General features: G+C 57.1%; 16 protein-coding genes and 1 pseudogene. 8 read left to right on the forward strand and 9 right to left on the reverse strand.

Going from position 1 to position 19,128, the window contains the following annotated elements:
* The first annotated feature begins 5 nt into the window (after nucleotides 1-5).
* Complete coding sequence (gene rpoZ, locus FE795_RS09785; protein ID WP_003799665.1) at nucleotides 6-209, forward strand: DNA-directed RNA polymerase subunit omega; 204 nt, start codon at nucleotides 6-8, stop codon at nucleotides 207-209.
* A 21-nt stretch (nucleotides 210-230) separates the two neighbouring features.
* Nucleotides 231-2,510, forward strand: a complete 2,280-nt coding sequence (locus tag FE795_RS09790; RefSeq protein WP_219234867.1) for a RelA/SpoT family protein — start codon at nucleotides 231-233, stop codon at nucleotides 2,508-2,510.
* Nucleotides 2,511-2,646: 136 nt separating this feature from the next.
* On the opposite strand, the gene FE795_RS09795 is transcribed toward FE795_RS09790, so the two are convergent.
* The 4 genes from FE795_RS09795 to FE795_RS09810 form a co-directional block, all read right to left on the reverse strand.
* Entirely contained in the window at nucleotides 2,647-2,991 is a 345-nt protein-coding gene (locus tag FE795_RS09795) for an AzlD domain-containing protein (protein ID WP_100214767.1), read from the reverse strand.
* A 9-nt stretch (nucleotides 2,992-3,000) separates the two neighbouring features.
* Nucleotides 3,001-3,684: an AzlC family ABC transporter permease gene (locus FE795_RS09800; RefSeq protein WP_165477512.1), complete on the reverse strand. Its 684-nt coding sequence runs from the start codon at nucleotides 3,682-3,684 to the stop codon at nucleotides 3,001-3,003.
* A gap of 21 nt (nucleotides 3,685-3,705) precedes the next feature.
* The gene (locus FE795_RS09805) at nucleotides 3,706-4,578 is read right to left on the reverse strand and encodes a peptidoglycan DD-metalloendopeptidase family protein (protein WP_131070616.1); all 873 of its coding nucleotides are present in this window, start codon (nucleotides 4,576-4,578) and stop codon (nucleotides 3,706-3,708) included.
* A gap of 68 nt (nucleotides 4,579-4,646) precedes the next feature.
* Nucleotides 4,647-6,605 (reverse strand): SurA N-terminal domain-containing protein, encoded by a 1,959-nt coding sequence (locus FE795_RS09810; protein WP_131070617.1) that lies wholly within the window; start codon nucleotides 6,603-6,605, stop codon nucleotides 4,647-4,649.
* A 286-nt stretch (nucleotides 6,606-6,891) separates the two neighbouring features.
* Between FE795_RS09810 and ugpQ the strand changes: the two genes are divergently transcribed.
* Both ugpQ and FE795_RS09820 read left to right on the forward strand, forming a co-directional pair.
* Nucleotides 6,892-7,638, forward strand: coding sequence for a glycerophosphodiester phosphodiesterase (gene ugpQ, locus FE795_RS09815; RefSeq protein WP_131071825.1), 747 nt, complete (start codon nucleotides 6,892-6,894; stop codon nucleotides 7,636-7,638).
* 25 nt (nucleotides 7,639-7,663) lie between these two features.
* The gene (locus tag FE795_RS09820) at nucleotides 7,664-8,518 is read left to right on the forward strand and encodes a 23S rRNA (adenine(2030)-N(6))-methyltransferase RlmJ (protein ID WP_131070618.1); all 855 of its coding nucleotides are present in this window, start codon (nucleotides 7,664-7,666) and stop codon (nucleotides 8,516-8,518) included.
* A 16-nt stretch (nucleotides 8,519-8,534) separates the two neighbouring features.
* On the opposite strand, the gene FE795_RS09825 is transcribed toward FE795_RS09820, so the two are convergent.
* Nucleotides 8,535-9,269, reverse strand: coding sequence for a pseudouridine synthase (locus tag FE795_RS09825; RefSeq protein WP_003799654.1), 735 nt, complete (start codon nucleotides 9,267-9,269; stop codon nucleotides 8,535-8,537).
* A 36-nt stretch (nucleotides 9,270-9,305) separates the two neighbouring features.
* Between FE795_RS09825 and FE795_RS09830 the strand changes: the two genes are divergently transcribed.
* Together FE795_RS09830 and FE795_RS09835 are read left to right on the forward strand one after the other, a co-directional pair.
* On the forward strand, nucleotides 9,306-9,881 hold the full coding sequence (locus FE795_RS09830) for a chorismate--pyruvate lyase family protein (RefSeq protein WP_131070619.1): 576 nt from the start codon (nucleotides 9,306-9,308) through the stop codon (nucleotides 9,879-9,881).
* 50 nt (nucleotides 9,882-9,931) lie between these two features.
* Nucleotides 9,932-11,140, forward strand: coding sequence for an MFS transporter (locus FE795_RS09835; RefSeq protein WP_003799652.1), 1,209 nt, complete (start codon nucleotides 9,932-9,934; stop codon nucleotides 11,138-11,140).
* Between the two features lie 89 nt (nucleotides 11,141-11,229).
* On the opposite strand, the gene FE795_RS09840 is transcribed toward FE795_RS09835, so the two are convergent.
* From FE795_RS09840 to FE795_RS09850, 3 genes are read right to left on the reverse strand one after another with little or no spacing between them, the layout of a single operon-like run.
* The gene (locus tag FE795_RS09840; RefSeq protein WP_131070620.1) at nucleotides 11,230-12,072 is read right to left on the reverse strand and encodes an aldo/keto reductase; all 843 of its coding nucleotides are present in this window, start codon (nucleotides 12,070-12,072) and stop codon (nucleotides 11,230-11,232) included.
* Nucleotides 12,073-12,129: 57 nt separating this feature from the next.
* Nucleotides 12,130-12,468, reverse strand: coding sequence for a P-II family nitrogen regulator (locus tag FE795_RS09845; RefSeq protein WP_003799650.1), 339 nt, complete (start codon nucleotides 12,466-12,468; stop codon nucleotides 12,130-12,132).
* Nucleotides 12,469-12,481: 13 nt separating this feature from the next.
* Nucleotides 12,482-13,795 carry a mechanosensitive ion channel family protein gene (locus FE795_RS09850; protein ID WP_003799649.1) on the reverse strand — a complete coding sequence of 438 codons (1,314 nt, stop codon included), beginning with the start codon at nucleotides 13,793-13,795 and terminating at the stop codon, nucleotides 12,482-12,484.
* A gap of 144 nt (nucleotides 13,796-13,939) precedes the next feature.
* Between FE795_RS09850 and argH the strand changes: the two genes are divergently transcribed.
* Together argH and FE795_RS09860 are read left to right on the forward strand one after the other, a co-directional pair.
* Nucleotides 13,940-15,361, forward strand: coding sequence for an argininosuccinate lyase (argH, locus tag FE795_RS09855; RefSeq protein ID WP_131070621.1), 1,422 nt, complete (start codon nucleotides 13,940-13,942; stop codon nucleotides 15,359-15,361).
* A gap of 166 nt (nucleotides 15,362-15,527) precedes the next feature.
* A complete protein-coding gene (locus tag FE795_RS09860) occupies nucleotides 15,528-16,370 on the forward strand; it encodes an ROK family protein (RefSeq protein WP_131070622.1) in 843 nt (280 codons plus the stop codon).
* A 281-nt stretch (nucleotides 16,371-16,651) separates the two neighbouring features.
* On the opposite strand, the pseudogene FE795_RS09865 reads toward FE795_RS09860, so the two are convergent.
* Nucleotides 16,652-19,102: pseudogene (locus tag FE795_RS09865) on the reverse strand (penicillin G acylase).
* Between the last annotated feature and the right edge of the window lie 26 nt (nucleotides 19,103-19,128).

A 19,128-nucleotide genomic window follows, 5' to 3' on the forward strand; every position in this document is an offset into this window, starting at 1 on the left:
CTACTATGGCTCGCATCACTATCGAGGACTGCCTGGAGCAGGTCCCTAATCGTTTCAAGCTCACTTTGGCCGCAGCTTACCGTGCGCGTGAACTGGCCCAAGGCCACGAACCACGCCTGGAGAGCAAGAACAAGCCTACGGTTACCGCCTTGCGAGAAATTGCCTCGGGCGCGACCGGTCTGGAAATGCTGCGTAAAGTTCCTACCTGATCGACACGGGCGGAGCACAGTATGGCATTTTCTGGTTTACGGGGCGCATCGTCTGGGCTGTTGGCCGTCCTTAAAAAAGGTTCACGGCTAGGGCGGCGCAAGCCTAAAGAGAAGACGCCCGCGGCCCAGGCATCGGCCGTGCCAGACAGCGCCAACCCGCCGATTGCCTCGCTGGCTCCCCTTACCAAGATCATCTCGCAGTACCTGGACCCCAAAGATGTGGAACGGGTACGCGAAGCCTACCGCTTCTCCGACCAGGCGCATCTGGGGCAGTTTCGCGCCAGTGGTGAACCCTATATCTCGCACCCGATTGCGGTTACGGAAATCTGTGCCGGCTGGAAGCTGGATACCGATGCCCTGATGTCAGCCCTGCTGCACGACGTGATCGAAGATCAGGATGTCACCAAGCAGGAACTGGCCGAGAAGTTTGGTACAGATGTAGCCGAGATCGTGGATGGCCTGTCCAAACTGGAACGGCTGGAGTTTGCCACCAAAACGCAACAGCAAGCTGACAGCTTTCGCAAGATGCTGCTGGCCATGTCGCGCGATGTACGCGTCATCCTGATCAAGCTGGCTGACCGCTTGCACAATATGCGTACGCTGGACGCGGTCAAGCCCGAAAAGCGCCGCCGTGTGGCCCAGGAAACCCTGGACATTTATGCTCCGATTGCACATCGTCTGGGCTTGAATGCCCTGTTTCGCGAGCTGCAAGACCGCTGCTTCAAGGCCATCTATCCCAACCGTTATAAAGTGCTGCACAAGGCCTTGCTGGCTGCGCGTGGCAACCGCCGAGAAGTCTTGAGCAAGATCACCGAAGCCGTCAAGATTGCCTTGCCGGCTGCCGGGATTGATGCCGAAATTTCCGGCCGCGAAAAGTCGCTCTACAGCATTTTCTGCAAGATGGTCGAGCAGAAGAAATCCTTTTCGGATGTGCTGGACATTTACGGCTTTCGCGTCATTGTGCATACCTTGCCCGAGTGCTACCTGTCTTTGGGCACCCTGCACCAGCTCTATCGCCCCGTGCCAGGGAAATTCAAGGACTACATTGCCATCCCTAAAGTAAATGGCTATCAGTCCCTGCACACAACCTTGATTGGCCCCTACGGCACCCCCGTCGAGTTCCAGTTCCGCACGCGTGAAATGGACCATGTGGCCGAGGAAGGTGTCGCCTCTCACTGGCTGTACAAAGAAGATGACGTCACCCTGAACGATCTGCAAAAGCGCACACACCGCTGGCTGCAGTCCTTGCTGGATATTCAAAGCCAGACGGGTGACTCCACGGAGTTTCTGGAACACGTCAAGGTTGACCTGTTTCCCGATGCCGTTTACGTTCACACGCCTAAAGGCAAGATTATTTCTCTGCCACGCGGCGCGACGCCAGTCGACTTTGCCTACAGCATCCATACGGATATTGGCAATCACGCCGTGGCGTGCAAGATCAATGGCGAGTTCGCCCCCTTGCGCACTGAGCTGAAAAGCGGTGACTCGGTGGAGATCATTACCTCCCCGGCTGCCCGACCCAGTGCCCAATGGTTGAACTACGTCCGTTCGGGCCGCGCCCGTTCGGAGATTCGCCACTACCTGCGCACCGTCAAATACGAGGAATCCGTCGCCTTTGGCCGTCGCCTGCTCGATCAGGCCTTCGACCAGCTAGGTTTGCCTCACGCCACAGACGACGATCCCAACTGGGACAAACTGGCCAAGGGATCGGGCGCCGCATCCCGTGAAGAAATTCTGGCCGATATCGGTTTGGGCAAACGTCTGGCCGCCGTGGTAGCCCGGCGCTTTGCCCCGGAAAACCCTTTGCTGGAAACAACAGCTGCTGAATTTGACGAAATCAGCGCCAACACCTCGGCCCCTATTCTGATTCATGGCAACGAAGGTCAAGCCGTGCAACTGGCCCCCTGCTGTGGGCCTTTGCCTGGTGACGCCATTATTGGGGGGATTCGCCTGGGCCATGGCCTGGTAGTGCACATGGCGGAATGCGCGGTGGCACAGCGCGCCCAGGCCAAGGAGCCGGAGCGTTGGGTGCCGGTGATGTGGGACAGTAATACCGCCCGCCATCTGTCCACCCGACTGGATGTCACCACCATTAATGAACGGGGCGTTCTGGGGCGTCTGGCGGCTGAAATTACCGATGCCGACTCCAACATCTTGCACATCTCCATGCCCGACGAGTCGGCAGCCACTTCCGTACTGCATCTGACCGTTCAGGTGGACAGTCGTACTCATCTGGCCCGCGTTATCCGGGCGATTCGACACGTTCCTCAGGTTCAAAAGATTGTGCGTGTCAAAGGCTAAGCCCATCCGCCCAAGCAAGGTCTGCCCTTAAAACAAAAAAGCCTACTGACAACAGTAGGCTTTTTGTTGGCTTGCCGCCTCAGTCAGCGCGTAGATATCGGCCTATCGTGAAAAAGACAAGCACGGGCCACAGCATTCAGACCCCGACATAGGCCGTACACAAGCCATAGGCCACCACGCCCAGCAATGTTGATCCCGCAATCCCCCCTGGCCAGCGACGGCCCAGCAGGACGCCGGCCAGGCCGGCCAGCAAAGGCGGCAAATCCAGGGCCAACTGATCGGGACGCAGCAAGGATATCAAGGACACGACCAATAAGGACACCACGCCCGCAGGACCAATCGCACCGAACAAACGGGGCCAGATCGAAATACGACTGGGATCAGCTTTGTGCTGACGTCCTCCAAGGCGCAAAGGTAGATAGCGAATCAAAAATGTGCCCAGTCCAGCCAGCACAACCATGAGCAGGAAACTCCAGTCCATCTCCACCCCCTACGCGCGGCGCAAAGCCATCAAACCCCCGGCCAGCATGCCCACAATAATGGCCAAGTACGAGGGCAGCAAAGTCATGGCAAGCAAGGCTCCCAACGCCGCAGCCAGCAGCACGGCCATGGGTGCCGAGCGGCGGATTTCCAGCAGCAAGGCAAAAAACAGCGCTGGCAGAACAAAGCCCAAGGTTTTTTCCAAAACCGGTGACTGCCCCAACAAGTCGCTGGCAAAATACGCGCCTACCGCCGTACCCAGCACCCAGGACAGATACGATCCCAGTTGCAAACCGCAATACCAGGACTCCTGTTCCAGGGGTGGTTGACGCGCTATGCCGGCCGCAGAGGCCGCAAACACCTCATCGGTCAGGCCAGGAGCCAAAAACAGGCTGGAGACCGTCCTGGGACCGGTAAAAAAACCCATCAGGCTGGGGCCATAAAACACATGACGCAGGTTCATTACCAGCACAATCCCCAAAATACTGGGATAGGCGGCACCAGCAAGCAGCAGGCTGATCAATATAAACTGGCTGGCGCCGGCGTACACGACCAGAGACACCAACACCGCCAACCACGGCGACAGACCCGCATGCACGGCAGCCAAACCAAACGAAATGGCGACGGGCACATAGCCCAGAGCAATGGAGGCGCTGTCGCGCAAACCACGTCGATACGCCGAACCGATCATCATGAAAAACCTTGTTGCGCCTGTCTAGGCCTGAAAAGCACCAATAAAGATCGCTGGATCTACCCGAGCATTGTTCAGACTGACATTCCAGTGCAAGTGAGGGCCCGTTGCACGGCCCGTCGCACCCGAACGTGCCACCACATCACCCCTGCTGACGCGGTCGCCCACTCGTACATCAAAGGTCGACAAGTGGCAGAACATGGTGATCAGGCCCTGACCATGATCCACAAATACAGTTTTGCCGTTGAAGAAGTAATCCGCCACGATGGTCACGATTCCGTCTGCCGGCACCTTGACCGCCGTGCCGGTCGGCGCTGCGAAGTCCAGGCCGGAATGGGGGTTGCGCTCTTCACCGTTGAAGAAACGGCGTAGACCGAAAGGACTGGTCAGACGCCCCGGCACTGGTTTTTCAAAAACCACATTGCTGGGTCCCTCTTCGCGGAAACTGGCATAAGCCTGCATCTGCTCTTCGTACTCACGCTCGAAACGGGCCTGCTGTTGCGGGTCCGGATTCACATGGGACTTGTTCTTAAGGGTGATACGCTGCTCACGATACCGTTTGCTGCCCACCCGGAACCCCACCGCAGGCTGGCCTTGCACCACGAGGCTGTGTTGACCAGGCCGTGTTTTCAGGTCCAGGCCCACAATGGCTTTCCAATGCCGGTCAGCATCCTGAATCACCAGGACACGCTGGCCGTTAAAGTTCGCTACCGGCATCGTGGCGGCCGTTCCCAAGTCCAGCACGGCCACTCCGCCCGGCACTGGGTGGTGCAGCGTACGTTCGATGAATGTGCCCGCAGGCGGCGCCGCGTGGGCCCACCACGGAGCGGTCAAGCCCCAAACAGTTGCGGCGCCTATAAGGCGCCGCCGTACCATCGAAATATCCGTGTGAGTCATGCTCATACTCTTTGAAAATGCCCCTGGAGCCCACGGGCTCCAGGGTTTGTCGTGTGATGCGCGTCGCCTTATTCGTTATCGCCGCTAGCGCTCAACTCTTTTTCCGCCTCGGGCAGAAGCTGAACCTTTTCCTCAACACGCATGGCCTGCAACACAGCCTGCGTCTCGGTACGAGCCATGGCTTGTGTCAGTTGTGCAGTCAGCATGTCCAGGCCAGGATTGCCCGCCTTGCCTGGCTGATGGCTCAAAATCTGCACCACCGTGTAGCCCTGGGGCTGACGATCACCCACATAGGCGGGCAGCTTGTCCACCGGATTGGCCAGCACCTTGTTCAACAAGGCCTCATCCATCTCCGGGAACTCGGCACGGCTCACGGCAAACTGGGCCGAGAAGTTCTCAGGCTCTGCCCCCGCCTGCAGCTCTTTCAAGTAGTCCTCACCGGCCTGAACGGCCAATGCAGCAGCTTTTTCACGACGCAGGTTTTCTTCGGCAATACCGCGCACCTTATCCAGTGCCGGCACATGCGCTTGCTTCACATCCACAACGCGCAGCGCGATCAACGTGTCTGGCGAGACTTCCACGACACCCGCATTCTTGCGCGAGGCCATGGCTTCAGCGTTGAACAAGGCCTGCCGCACGCGACTGTCATCGAGCACGGCCGCATCGGGACTGTCGGCCGCAGCCAATTCACCGTCAACCTGGGAAGCCGGAATCAAACCCTGACGGCTGACGCCTTGGGCCTGTTTCAGGGTCAGCCCCAGTGCATTGGCGGCCGCTTCCAGATTGTCTTCATTTTCGTATACCAGATTGGTCAGCTTGCTGGCCATATCGGCAAAGCGCTCCGAGGCCAGCTGTTTGCGCACTTCATCCTGCACCTTGCTACGGGCTTGCTCAAAGGACTCACCTTGTTCTGGCTGAACCTCATTGCTCTTGAAGATATGAAAACCATTAGGCCCTTCGATCACGCCCGACACATCGCCTTTTTTCAAGGCGAACACGGCGTTCTCCAGCACGCTGGGCCAGGAACCTTTGCTGATCCACCCCAGTTCCCCGCCTTCACGGGCGCTACCCTCGTCCTGGGAATGGGCGCGGGCCAAATCGGCAAAACTCTCTTTATCGGCCTGTGCCTTTTCAGCCAGCTCGCGCGCCTTGGTCTGGGCCGCTTCGCGTTCGCTGTCAGAGGCGCCAGCCGGCAAGGTCACCAGAATATGACTGATATTGACCCGACCGGCCTGCACATAACGCGCCTTGTTTTGCTCGTAGTATTGCTTGAGCTGCTCATCGGTCGGGGTGGGCAAATCCTTGGAGGCCGCCGCTTCATTGAGCAGCAGATATTCCACCTTGACTTGCTCGGGCAGTTCCAACGATTGCTTGTTCGCGTCATACCAGGCTTGCAAGTCGGCATCACTGATCTGCACCTTGGATTCAAAGTCACGAGTCAGGAAGCTGCGAACACGCACGCCACGCTCTTCCGTCAGCGCGATCTCCAGCTTGTTCATCACGCTGGGCAGCATGGAGGCGCTGGCTGCCACTGGGCCGAGAACACGTTGCAGGGCCAACTGGCCACGCTGGCTTTGTTCGAAATCGCGGGTATTGATACCGGCCGAGGCCAATACCTGGCTATACAGAGCCGGCGAAAAGACGCCATTTTCCTGAAACTCCGGCATGGAGGCAATGTAATCGCGCAGCGCAATGTCAGACACGTTGAAGCGGTCAGCAGTAGCCACTTCAATTTGTACTCGCTGATCGATCAAAGACTCCAGCAAAGCACGACGGCTCTCTATGCTGTCGGCCTGGGCCAGATCAAAACCGGAAGGATTGTTGCGCTGCATATCATCGAGCTGCATGCGGCGCGCACGATCAAATTCCTGGCTGGTAATAGCGCTATCGCCAACTTTGACAATATCGCTATCGCCAGAAACATAGCTGGAGTAGCCGCTGACGCCAATCAGTACAAAAGACGGCAGAATCAGCACTAACAACACCAGCTGCATGACGCGTTGGTTCTTACGGATAATCTCGAACATTAATCATCACCTACTTTCGCTTGCAGCAAGGTGCTGCGGGCGGCGCATCAGACCGGAGAGAGAGCCCGGCTCGGCCTGAAAATATACCGTGTTTGAATCAAGTGTGTTTGGCTTAAACTGTGGCTTCACGAAGTGCCCAACAGCGCTCAAAATAGGGCGTTATGAGTACTTGATGTGGCCTAGGATCGGATTGTAAATCCAAAACCTTAACCGTACAGTGTACAGCCCCGGTTAAAATAGTACATTGGCTTTTTATCACGCCGCTTGCGAGTCCGCCATGCCTTCAATGAATCATCACTGGCCCTACCCCGCTTTGATCGCCCACCGTGGTGCAGGCAAGATTGCGCCGGAAAATACCCTGGCCGCCATTCGGGTCGGTACACAGAACGGTTTTCGCATGATGGAGTACGACGTCAAACTGAGCCGTGATGGGGTTCCCGTGCTGCTGCACGACGACACGCTGGAGCGCACGTCCAATGGACAAGGCTTGGCCTCCCGACTGACACTGGCCGAACTGTCCGCCCTGGACTTTGGCGCCTGGCATTCCTCGGCCTATGCTGGAGAGCCCATACCCACTCTAGGTTCGATTGCCGCCTTTACCCTGGCCAATCAGGTTCACAGCAATATCGAAATCAAGCCCACCACGGGACACGAGGCGGAAACCGGACGTCAGGTCGCCCTGGCTGCCCTGGCTTTATGGGCTCAGGCCAGCCTGCCTCCGCTGCTGTCCTCTTTTTCCGAAGTCGCTCTGGAGGCGGCGCAGCAAGCCGCACCTACCTTGCCCCGAGCCCTACTGATTGAAGAGGAAGCTCCTGTTGATTGGCCGGAGCGTCTGGAGCGTCTGGGCTGTATGGGGCTGAATCTGAACGACCGCTTTGTCAGCCAGGCCCTGGTGCAGGCGGTCCGTAGCAAAGGCTATACCGTCGCCGTCTGGACCGTGAACGACGCCGAGCGAGTGCGCGAACTGCTGGACTGGGGATGCAATGCCATCTTCACCGATAAGGTCACCACGATCCGCCCCGACACGCTTTAACTCAACCGCAACACCAGGATTTCTTTTGTTCAGCTATCGTCACGCTTTTCACGCCGGCAACCACGCGGATGTACTCAAACACGCCACCTTGCTGCATATTTTCAATTATTACGCTCACAAAAACAGCGCGTTCAGCATCATCGACACCCATTGCGGTGCTGGTATCTATGATCTGGAACACGACTGGGCGCAAACCAAAGGCGAGTTCTACGACGGCCTGGACCGCGTCTTGCAGCAAGATGAGTACCCGGAGCTGGTGGAGCACTATATTGACGCCATTGCCGACCTGAATCCGGACGGAACCGCCCGCTATTATCCCGGTTCTCCCTGGCTGGCCCTGATGCATCTGCGTGCGCAAGACAGCTTTCATGGCTTCGAGTTGCACCCGACTGAATTTGACGTTTTGAGCACGAACGTGGCGCGACTGTTTCCTCAAGGAAACCGCCGGGTGCGCCTCTATCAGGAAAATGGCTTTGAACAGCTGGGACGGCTACTGCCGCCGCCATCACGACGCGCCATCGTGGTAATGGACCCTTCGTACGAGGCCAAGTCCGACTATCAGCAAGTCTTGAACAGCGTCAGAAACGCCCTCAAGCGTTTTGCCCAGGCCTGCATGGTCGTGTGGTATCCGATTGTGCAACGCCCCGAAGTACAGGCCTTGCAACGCAAGCTGGAGCAACTGGAGACACCTTGGCTGCATGTGAGCCTGACGGTTCGTACTCCGGCCAAAAATGGTTTGGGTTTGCATGGCAGTGGCCTGTTCATCAGCAATCCTCCCTGGACGCTGCTCAACGCTCTGGAACAAAGCATGCCTTGGTTAATAAAAACGCTGGCCCAGGATGACAAGGCCAGCTTTCAACTTCGTCATTCGGGGCTGTAAACCGCCCCGTTTGCCTTTAGGCCAGACGCTCGGACTCTTTCATGTAGCGCCACTGGCCCATAGGCAAATCACCCAGCACCAGTTCGCCAATACGCACGCGCTTCAGGCCCACCACTTTCAGGCCAACCAGTTCACACATGCGGCGAATCTGGCGTTTCTTGCCTTCGCGCAAGATGAAACGCAGCTGATCATCGTTTTGCCAGGACACTTGGGCGGGCAGCAAAGGCTTGCCATCCAGGCTCAAACCAAAGTTCAGCAGCTCCAGCCCCCGTTCGCTGAGCTTGCCGGTCACTCGCACCAGATATTCCTTGTCGATGACCGAGTCTTCGCCAATAATCTGGCGCGCAATACGACCGTCCTGTGTCAGGATCAGCAAACCGGTGGAGTCAATGTCCAGACGGCCTGCAGGCGCCAGACCGCGCAAATGCGCCGGGTCAAAGCGTTGACTGCCACGACCGCCCTTGTATTGGTTGGCGGCACTGATCAGCGACACCGCATTGCGGTAACCGGCCTCGGCCTGTCCCGACACATAACCCACGGGCTTGTGCAGCAAGATGGTGGCACGTTGGGTCTGACGCTGACGCGCCTGCTTTTCCAGTGTGATTTTCTGATTGGGGTAGGCTTTGCTCCCCAATTCAGAGACGATTTGACCGTCCACACGGACCCAGCCGCGCTCGATAAAAGCGTCCGCCTCACGGCGTGAACACATGCCGCGCTGGGCCATCAATTTTGAGATACGTTCTTTTTCCATGAGCGCTATTTTATGGCTTTGGCGATAATACAGGACATGAAATTTCCCTCCAGCATAAAAAAACCTTGGCATGCGCAGGTCCATCCCAGCGCAAGCCCTGCTCAAAAGTACTGGCTTCATCGTCCGGGCGCCCTGACCGCGGGCCTGCGTCGGCTGGGCCTGGTCCATCTGGACGTCGTGCGCGAATACGCCTGCCGCCTGAACCCGCAAGAGGCCGCTTTGATCCGAAAGCCGCCGGGCACGCTGGCCTGGGTACGGGAAGTGTCCATGAGCGTGGACGGAATCCGCTGCGTGGTCGCCCGCAGTTTCACGCCCTTGGCTGCCTCCCACAGTGTCTGGCAAGGCATACGACGGCTGCGCAGCCGCCCGCTGGCCGACATGCTTTATAACGATGCCCAGATACAACGCTCGGCCTTTCTCAGTTGCCGTTTACATCGCGGCATGAGCTTTTTCCGCAGTGTTGAGCGTGCCTGCAAACAGGATAAGGAGCCGGTACCCCACGCGCCGCTGATTCTGTCACGCTGCTCGGTTTTCTGGCGCCACGGTCAGCCCCTTTTGGTGGCCGAGTCCTTCATGCCCGCCTTCTGGGATCACGGTGCTACACTGACTTAGTCATATTTCGACATTAGTTAATAATACTGAGTTATATAACGAGCCTAACCATGTCCACGCAAGTCGATCAAAGCCGCCGCAACGCCTTTATTCTGTCTGGAATGCAAGCGCTGGGGGGAGCAAATCCGGCATTGGTGGTGGCCTTGAGCAGTCTGGTCGGCCAGAAAATGGCCAGCAGCCCCGATCTGGCAACCTTGCCGGTGGGTATTTTCAATCTGGGCTTGGCAGTCGGTATTTTGCCGGCCGCCTATCTGATGCGCCGCCTGGGACGCCAGGGCGGCTACCTGATTGGCGCCTTGCTGGGTGTCGCAGCGGGTCTGCTGGCCGCTGCAGGAATCTATGGCCTGTCCTTTGCCATGTTCTGCATGGGCACACTGCTGGCCGGATTCTATGCCTCCTACGTGCAAAGTTATCGTTTCGCCGCCGCCGACGAGGCCAGCGAGACCTTCCGACCCAAAGCAATCTCCTGGGTGATGGCCGGTGGGCTGCTCGGCGCCATTATCGCCACCCAGACCATTATCCATACGCAAGACATCTGGCCTGACCATCCTTTTGCCGCTGCCTTCCTGGCACAAGCCGCCTTGGCAGCTCTGGTGTTGCCTTTCGCCTTCAGCTTGCGTCTGGCACCCGGTACACGCCACCAGCGGCAGAAAGTGCCCTATACCGGCCGCCCCTTGCGCGAGATTGCCTCCAATAGCTACTTCATCATTGCCCTGATCGCCGGGGTCGCCTCTTATGTGCTAATGAACTTTCTGATGACGGCCTCGCCCTTGGCTATGGTCATGCATGGCCACAGCCTTAAAGAATCCACGCTGGGCATTCAATGGCATATTCTGGCCATGTTCGGCCCCAGTTTTTTCACCGGCCATCTGATCAAGCGCTTTGGCAAGATCCCGGTCACCTTTGTGGGTGTGCTTTTGCTGGGTCTGGCCAGCATGGTGGCTTTACTGGGCATGACCGTACCGCACTTTTGGGTCAGTTTGATTTTGCTGGGGCTGGGCTGGAACTTCGGCTTTATTGGCGCTACCAATATGGTGGTGGATTGCTACCGCCCTGAAGAGCGTAGCCGGGTGCAGGCCCTGAATGATTTCATCATCTTTACCTGTGTGGCCTTGTCCTCCTTCACCTCGGGCCGTGTGCTGGCCGTGTATGGCTGGTATGGCGTCAACACCTGGACTTTACCGATTTCCGCCGTGGTGATGCTGGCTCTGGCCTGGTTGTACTTCAAGAACAAGCGTCAGCCCTACTTCGCCAGTTAAGCAAAGCGACAACCGCAAAGCGACGACTCATGGAAAACGGCCCCAAAGCACTGGATGGAACCCTGGCTTTGGGGCCGTTCTTCTTGCGTTCAAATCATCGGCAAATAAGGCGGCTTAGGCCCGCGTGGAAACTGGGCATCCAGTGCCTGAATATGCTCGGGCTGCAATATCAGATCCCCAGCAGCCGCATTTTGCTGGGCATGAGCCGCACGTGATGCCTTGGGAATCACAAACACATGGGGGTCACGCAGCGAAAAGGCCAAAGCTACTTGTCGCGCGGTGGCCTGATATTGGGTGGCAATCTCGGCCAACAAGGCCCCGCCTTCAGAATCCGGCTCCGGAAAATCATCATGACCGAAGGGACTGTACGCCACCACGCTAACTTGATGCTCCTGACACCAGGGCATGACCGCGTGTTCAATCGCACGCTCGTTCAGGTGATACAAAACCTGATTGCAGGCGATCTCGCCCGGGCCCACGATGTCGTACAGCGCTTCCAGATCCGGCACGTCAAAATTGCTGACGCCCCATTGCTTGATCTTGCCTTGCTGCACCAGCTTGTCAAAGGCTGCGCAGGTTTCTTCCAAAGGAATCTGGCCCGGCCAATGCAATAAGTACAGATCCAGATAATCGGTGCCCAGACGCTTCAGGCTGGCCTCGCAAGCGCGGATCACGCCCTGCCTACTGGCATTGAAGGGCAAGACCTTAGACACCAGAAACGCCTCATGGCGACGACCTTGCAAGGCCTGCCCGATCAGGCTTTCTGCCTGACCATCCCCATACATTTCTGCCGTGTCGATATGGTTCATTCCTGCATCCAGGCCCGCCCGAAAGGCCGCAATACTTTGCGCCCGATCCGACTGCTCGACATACCAGCTGCCTTGTCCCACGCGCGAGACGCGCGAAGCGGAACCCAAGGGTGCGTATCGCATCAGTCCGTCCTTATCGTGCTGCGCTCAGAGCCCGAGATACCGGGACACGGGTGCCTGTTAGAGCGCATCGCGGCCGCTTTCCGAGGTACGAATACGGATAGCCTGTTCGACCGGCGTCACAAAAATTTTGCCATCGCCAATCTTGCCGGTATGAGCCGCTTTGATAATGGCTTCGATGATGGCATCACAGCGATCTGCCGCCACCACAATATCCACACGAATCTTAGGCAGAAAGTCCACCACGTATTCAGCCCCGCGATACAGCTCGGTGTGGCCTTTCTGACGGCCAAAGCCCTTGACCTCGGTCACGGTCAAGCCGTTCACATCCAGCTCTGCCAGAGCCTCACGCACTTCATCCAGCTTGAAAGGTTTGATAATGGCCGTAATTTGTTTCATGGTTACTCACACGTCAAATTGAAAGAGATTCTTTGCCACTGTCCCGCAAGGAGCGGTGACTTTCTGCTGCCAGGCTCAGGCCCAGACTCAGATCCCGGCCAGTAGGCGACTGGAACAGACGCAAACCGATTTCAGGCAGCACCGCCAGAAAGTGATCAAAAATATCGCCCTGGATACGCTCATGGTCCACCCAGGCCGTTTTATTGGTAAAGCAATACACCTCGACAGGAATACCCTCGGCAGTCGGCTCCATCATGCGCACCATCTGAATCATGTCCTGATGGATTTCAGCATGGCGCTTGATATAGGCCATGCAGTAGGCGCGAAACGTACCCAGATTGGTCAAGCGGCGATAGTTGACCGCATCCATGCCCGCACGGCTGAGCTCCTGGTTGGAGCGCTCCAGATCTTCTTTTTTCTCGTTCAGATAATCGCGCAGCAAGGCAAAACGCGACAGGCTGTCCACTTCGGAAGGGGTCAAGAACCGCACGCTGGACGCATCAATACTCAAGGTGCGCTTGATCCGTCGCCCACCAGACTCGAACATCTGGCGCCAGTTGCGATAACTTTCGGAAAACAGCTTGTAGGTCGGAATGGTAGTGACCGTCTTGTCCCAGTTCTGCACCTTGACGGTATGCAAAGCGATATCAATCACAAAGCCATCCGCACCGGCCTGTTTCATCTCGATCCAGTCACCAATGCGCAGCATGTCATTGGTGCTCATTTGCGTACTGGCCACCAGCGACAGCAAAGTGTCTTTGAAAACCAGCAGCAATACCGCCGACAGCGCGCCCAGACCGGAGAGCAGCAGCACAGGGGATTGGTCCAGAATAATGGAGATCATGACGATGATGCCCACCGCCCAGACCGCGATCTTGGCAACCTCCACGTATCCCTTGATGGATTTGGTGCGCCCTTTGCTGGAGTTGGCATAGACCTCTTGCCAGGCCCCCAGCAAACTGACAATTGCCATGATGAAAAAGACCAGAAAGCCCAGCAGGGCCACGCGCTCGACCACCTCCAGCAAGGTCTTGGTCAATGGCAGCAACGTCAGGTTGGAGCTGACCACCAACAAGGGCACGGCATACCCCACATTGCGCACGAAGCGCTTTTTAACCAAAGCCCGCGCCCAATCATCCTTGCCTGCCACTTTCAACAAACGCCGTACCAGACGGGAAAGCACCGACGTGGTCAACCAGCTGACAATCCAGACCAGCACGGTCAGCATGGCCAGGCCGGCCAGGATCTGTACCCAGCGATCCTGCGGTAAATACGCCTCGATCCATTGCCAGCCCAACAAATCAGCAAAGGTGCGTTCTTGCTCCATGTCGTGTTCCTTATCCAGCCAGCCCCAAAAAGGTCTGCCTAGTTTCCTAGAGTCTGAAAACTCTCTAATATACTGCACAGCGTCTGTTTCCTGCGGGACTGGATGACCTGCGTTCGTCCGTCCGATCCACTATAATTGCCCTCTATGTCAACACACACCCCCCCCTCTTCCCAAGACCAGTTTGCCAATAAAGCCATGGCCTGGTCGGCTCGTTTTTCCGAGCCCGTCTCTGATCTTGTCAAACGCTACACAGCGTCGGTGGACTTTGACAAGCGCATGGCCCGCTTTGATATTCAGGGTTCCCTGGCCCACGCCAGCATGCTGGCTGCTGTCGGTGTGATCACCGAGCAGGACAAAGCCGACATTGAGCGCGGCATGAGCCAGATTCTGGACGAAATCGCCCAAGGCCAGTTCCAGTGGTTGCTGGATCTGGAAGACGTGCACCTGAACATTGAAAAGCGCCTGGTCGAGCTGATTGGCGATGCCGGCAAACGCCTGCACACGGGCCGTTCGCGCAATGACCAGGTGGCAACCGACATTCGCCTGTGGCTGCGCAATGAAATCGACATTGCCCTGGACCTGCTGGCCCAGATGCAGCGCAAGCTGGCCGAGCTGGCCCTGGCCCAGGCAGATACAATTTTGCCCGGCTTTACCCACCTGCAAGTGGCCCAGCCCGTCACATTTGGCCACCATTTGCTGGCTTACGCCGAAATGTTCCAGCGCGATGCCGAGCGTCTGCAAGACTGCCGCAAACGCGTGAACCGCCTGCCTTTGGGCGCTGCCGCCCTGGCCGGTACCAGCTACCCCATCGACCGCGAAATGGTTGCCAAGCTGCTGAACTTTGACGATGTGTGCCGCAACTCGCTGGATGCTGTGTCGGACCGCGACTTCGCCATCGAATTCTGCGCCGCTGCTGCCCTGATCATGACGCACATCTCCCGCTTCTCCGAGGAGCTGGTGCTGTGGATGAGCCCACGCGTGGGATTTATCGATCTGGCCGACCGCTTTTGCACCGGCAGCTCCATCATGCCGCAAAAGAAAAACCCCGACGTTCCCGAGCTGGCCCGTGGCAAGACGGGTCGCGTCAATGGTCACCTGATCGCCTTGCTGACCTTGATGAAAGGCCAACCGCTGGCCTACAACAAGGACAACCAGGAAGACAAGGAAGGTCTGTTCGATTCGGCTGATACCATTCGCGACACCCTGACCATTTTTGTCGACCTGATCTCCGGCATCAAGGTCAAGCCAGAAGCGATGCGCGCCGCCGCCCTGCAAGGCTTTGCCACCGCTACCGATCTGGCCGACTACCTGGTCAAGAAAGGCCTGCCTTTCCGTGATGCCCACGAAACCGTGGCCCTGGCCGTACGCGAGTGCGAACAACTGGGCTGCGATCTGGCTGATCTGAACCTGGAACAGCTGCAGAAATTCGACAGCCGTATCGAGTCGGACATTTTTGGCGTGCTAACACTGGAAGGCTCGGTCGCTTCGCGCAAACACATTGGCGGCACCGCCCCCGAGCGTGTTCGTATCGAAGCACAACGCATTCTGGATCGTATTCCAGGCTGATAAACGCTCCGCCTGAAAACAGAAAAAGCCGCCCCTGTTCCAGGAGCGGCTTTTTTTATACATATTGGCTCGAACTTGATCTGACGTTTACTGTCAGTTGAGTTAGGGTTGGACACGGAGCTGCTGCTCTCAGCCAAAAGCGGACACAACTCTACTGAGGTAAAACATGATGAATCAGGTCTTCCAGTCCGCTGTAGGAGTTGATCTTGGTGGGACAAAGCTACTACTGAGGTATCGGGATCACGTCCTGCGGTTCGAAACCGGACCCGATTTCGGTGCTGCTGATCTAAGGAATATCTTAAAGGATTTTATTGGGCAATACGTCGAACCAGGCGTTGTGATTTGCATCGCTGTACCTGGCGTCGTCGAAAACGATACTGTGGTTGCCTGTGATGTCTTGCCGAAACTTGCTGGGTGGAGAGCAAATACTCTGCTTTGCCAAAAAGTCGACCAGGTTTCCTTGGTAAACGATGCGAATGCAGCACTACACGCTACTGTAATTGACTTGGCTAGTGACAAGACAGCCGTCACCGTTATCGTGGGTACTGCCATTGGTTGTGGTCTTATGCTCAACGGCAAAGTATTCCGCGGTGCAAGGGGGTGGGCTGGCGAACTTGGATATTGGCCAGTGCAGGCATCTGGCTCACAGTGGGAAAGACTCGACGACATCGCTGGTGGACGCTACATGGCCAATAGACTTAACGTTGACGCAAACCAGTTAGCACTGTTAAGCCAACAAGGTCATCTGGCGGCATTAGAAGTGATTGCGGAAGGAGGACGCGCTCTTGGGCGTGCACTTGGGGGAATCATCAATCTATTGAACCCACATCGTCTTTCAGTCGGCGGGGGCACCCTCAAACTTGTTGGGTATTGGGCAGAGGCGCAAACCCAAATCGAAGCCTCGGCGATCCCAAGCATGCTAAAAAAGTGCGAGATACGGACAGTTCACGAATTGGAGGATCTTGTCGCGATGGGCGCCGCTCAAATTGCGCTGACAGCTCCTCGCTGAGTTCGGGGCTCACCACCTATTTCCGCTCCGGGTCGTTTTCTGCCCAATAGACCTGCCAGAGTCTGTCAGATCAACCTGAGTCAATACATTTATATCGCTTCAACCCACTTCCGATCCTGCCCGGATTTGCAGCTTGGACTTCATACTCAGCTTCGCTCCTGATACTGACAGGCTATTTTTACTAATTTACAACTTCGGGCTACATCTCCTGGCCAGCTAAGCCCTCCAGCAACGATCAAAAAAAGCGGCACCGCCTCAAAGCGCAGGTGCCGCACTCAACGTTAAGGCTGAGGCTGAATCAACAGCATCGTGCTGCTTTGCGCATTACGACGAATGTCCGCATGCGTCACATCCATCGTCTTGCACTCGAAGTTCTCGTACAACTTCAGCTGATCCTCATAATGCGGGCTGCGCACTCCATTGCGGTCGGTGAAACCGCTTTGGCCGGGCGGCATGGCGTCGCAGAACTCCACGCCCTTGGCATCAAACACCACGCGGTTATTTTCCGTGCCTCGATTCTGATAGCCGGTAAAGGCAAAGGTATTGCCAGGCATCGTCTGCGGGGTTCCCGTGAAGTTCTTGTCGCTGAAACGATGCACGGAGGTCGGCATGGTCCAGCGCGCCATCTGAGCGCCCTGCTCCTGGCTCAAGCGAGCCTGCGCATGTCGCAAAGCCTCCAGCATGATTTCTTCAGAAGAGCGCTCACCAAAGACATTCACACGCTTGGGATCGGGATGGGCTTCCAGCGCCAAGGCACGCAACAAGACCTTGGTGCCCATGCTCAAGTTGATGGAACCGGGGTTGGGACCTTGCTGCGTGGCAAAACCAGTCTGGCTATACATGGCGCGATGCGATTCAGGCACCACCGGCATCAAGACCTGCTTGTACATTTCTTCCAGCCAGGTCTTGAAGAGCACCCGCGCCGGTCCGGCATTTTGCCCTCCCTGATCCTGTTCCATTCCATCCCAAGCGAGCAACATCGTCAGCGCCGCCTTGCTGCTATCGTCGGCCGGCAGCTGTTGCGCCAGCTTTTCCAGATGTGGGCGGAAGTAGCGCCAGTTCACATCGCTATAGGAGGCTTTTTGATTGAACTCCCAGATCTCCTGCACACTGAAGAGGTCTTTCTGCTGGTACTGACTGACCAGTTCATTCATGCGGTCGCCATAGGTCCAATAGTAAGTATCCGTATTGGTTTTGTCCGGCGCAGGCTTGTTGTTCCAGTTGACCAGATAGCCCTGGGGTGGATTGTAGGCTTTGGGAATCGCGTCGAAACTCTTGATGCCCAGCCACTCCATGCTGCCATCCCCCTTGGCAGGGACACGGATGTCCTGATCGGCAGGACGCTGGGGCAGGAAGGCCGGCGAGACATAACCAATATTGCCGTGCTTGTCGGCGTAGTACCAGTTGATCGAAATCGCCATCTTGCTGGCTTGATCCAGAAACTCCGTCCAGTTGCGGGCCTTGGCCACGTTCAACCAGGCTAGCAAGGACTGCACCTCATAGCCATCCCAGCTGCGTTTCTTGCTGTACGCCGCGCCCTAATCGTAATCAAACTGCATCACAGGGCCGTGCACGGTGCGCCAGATCGTCATTTCCCGATCAGCCTGACCGCGTACCTGGATACGTTCCTTGCGCTGCTCCATCGTGCGCCAGGCATTGTTGAACCAGTACTGATCGGCACGCGAGGGGTTCAATTTTTCCTGATATATGTCCACCACATCTTGCGGGCCAGCAGTCGCCCCCCAGGCAATCTCGCTATTGGTGCCAAACAGTACGATCGGATAGGCAAAAGGCGTATTACCCACCACATCGAAGCCGGCGCCATGCAAGCCAATGCCATAGGTGTAGGCCGGGTTGTACCAGCCAAACTGTGGGCCGTTGATCAGTACGGTCGAGCCCTCCTGCACTCGCTCGGGGCGAGTGCTCCACAGGTTGCTAGCCTTGGGCGCGAAGTCCGGGCCACGGCCGCCCCAGTGCTTGTCCTGGCGCTCTAGCTCGGTAGCCAGTACTGGCGAGGAAACATGAGCCAGATCCTGCGTCCCTGCTTGTGCCTGCGGCTTGTGCTCGGCAGCGGGGGCCGGAACCGTAGTGGGAGCTGTTGTGTCATTGATCCACAGCAGCTCATCAAACAAGGCACGGCCTCGTTCCGGGCCATGCTGTTTCTCCAGAGACTGACGCATGGCCAGTGCCGTCACTTCCAGATTCGTGTCGGAGAAGCGATTGGCCATGGAGCCCACCCAGATCATGACCACATCAAAGTCGGTCAGCGGCTCGGGCTGGAAATCAAAATCCACATATTCTTTGGGCAGCAACTCAGGGCGACGCCGCACCTGCTCCAGATAGGCGTTATAGCCATCGGCATAGCCACGAAAAATATCGCGCTCATCCTTGGACAAGGCCGCGATCTGCCGCTGTATGGAAGCCGGGGTGAAGTTCTGCCGCACCTGCATGTCGTACTTGACGTAGGCATCTTGCTCACCAGGGCCTAAGACGGCGGCGGTTGTGCCGACAAAGGAGCGACGCGCCATGTCCATCTGGAACAGACGGTCTTGGGCGACCGCATAACCATAGCCGTAATACAAGCCATAGTGGCTGTCGGCAAAGACGTGCGGCACGCCATAACTGTCCCGCATCACCTCTACCGACTGCACTTGCGCGTGGGTCGGTGCCCCCGCCCAACCCAAGATCAAACCAGCGGCCACAAGCCCGGTACGAACAAGCCCTTTCTGCATATCTGTCCCTTGTTTTTATGATACTG

The organism is Alcaligenes ammonioxydans, from assembly GCF_019343455.1.
GTDB lineage: Bacteria > Pseudomonadota > Gammaproteobacteria > Burkholderiales > Burkholderiaceae_B > Alcaligenes > Alcaligenes ammonioxydans.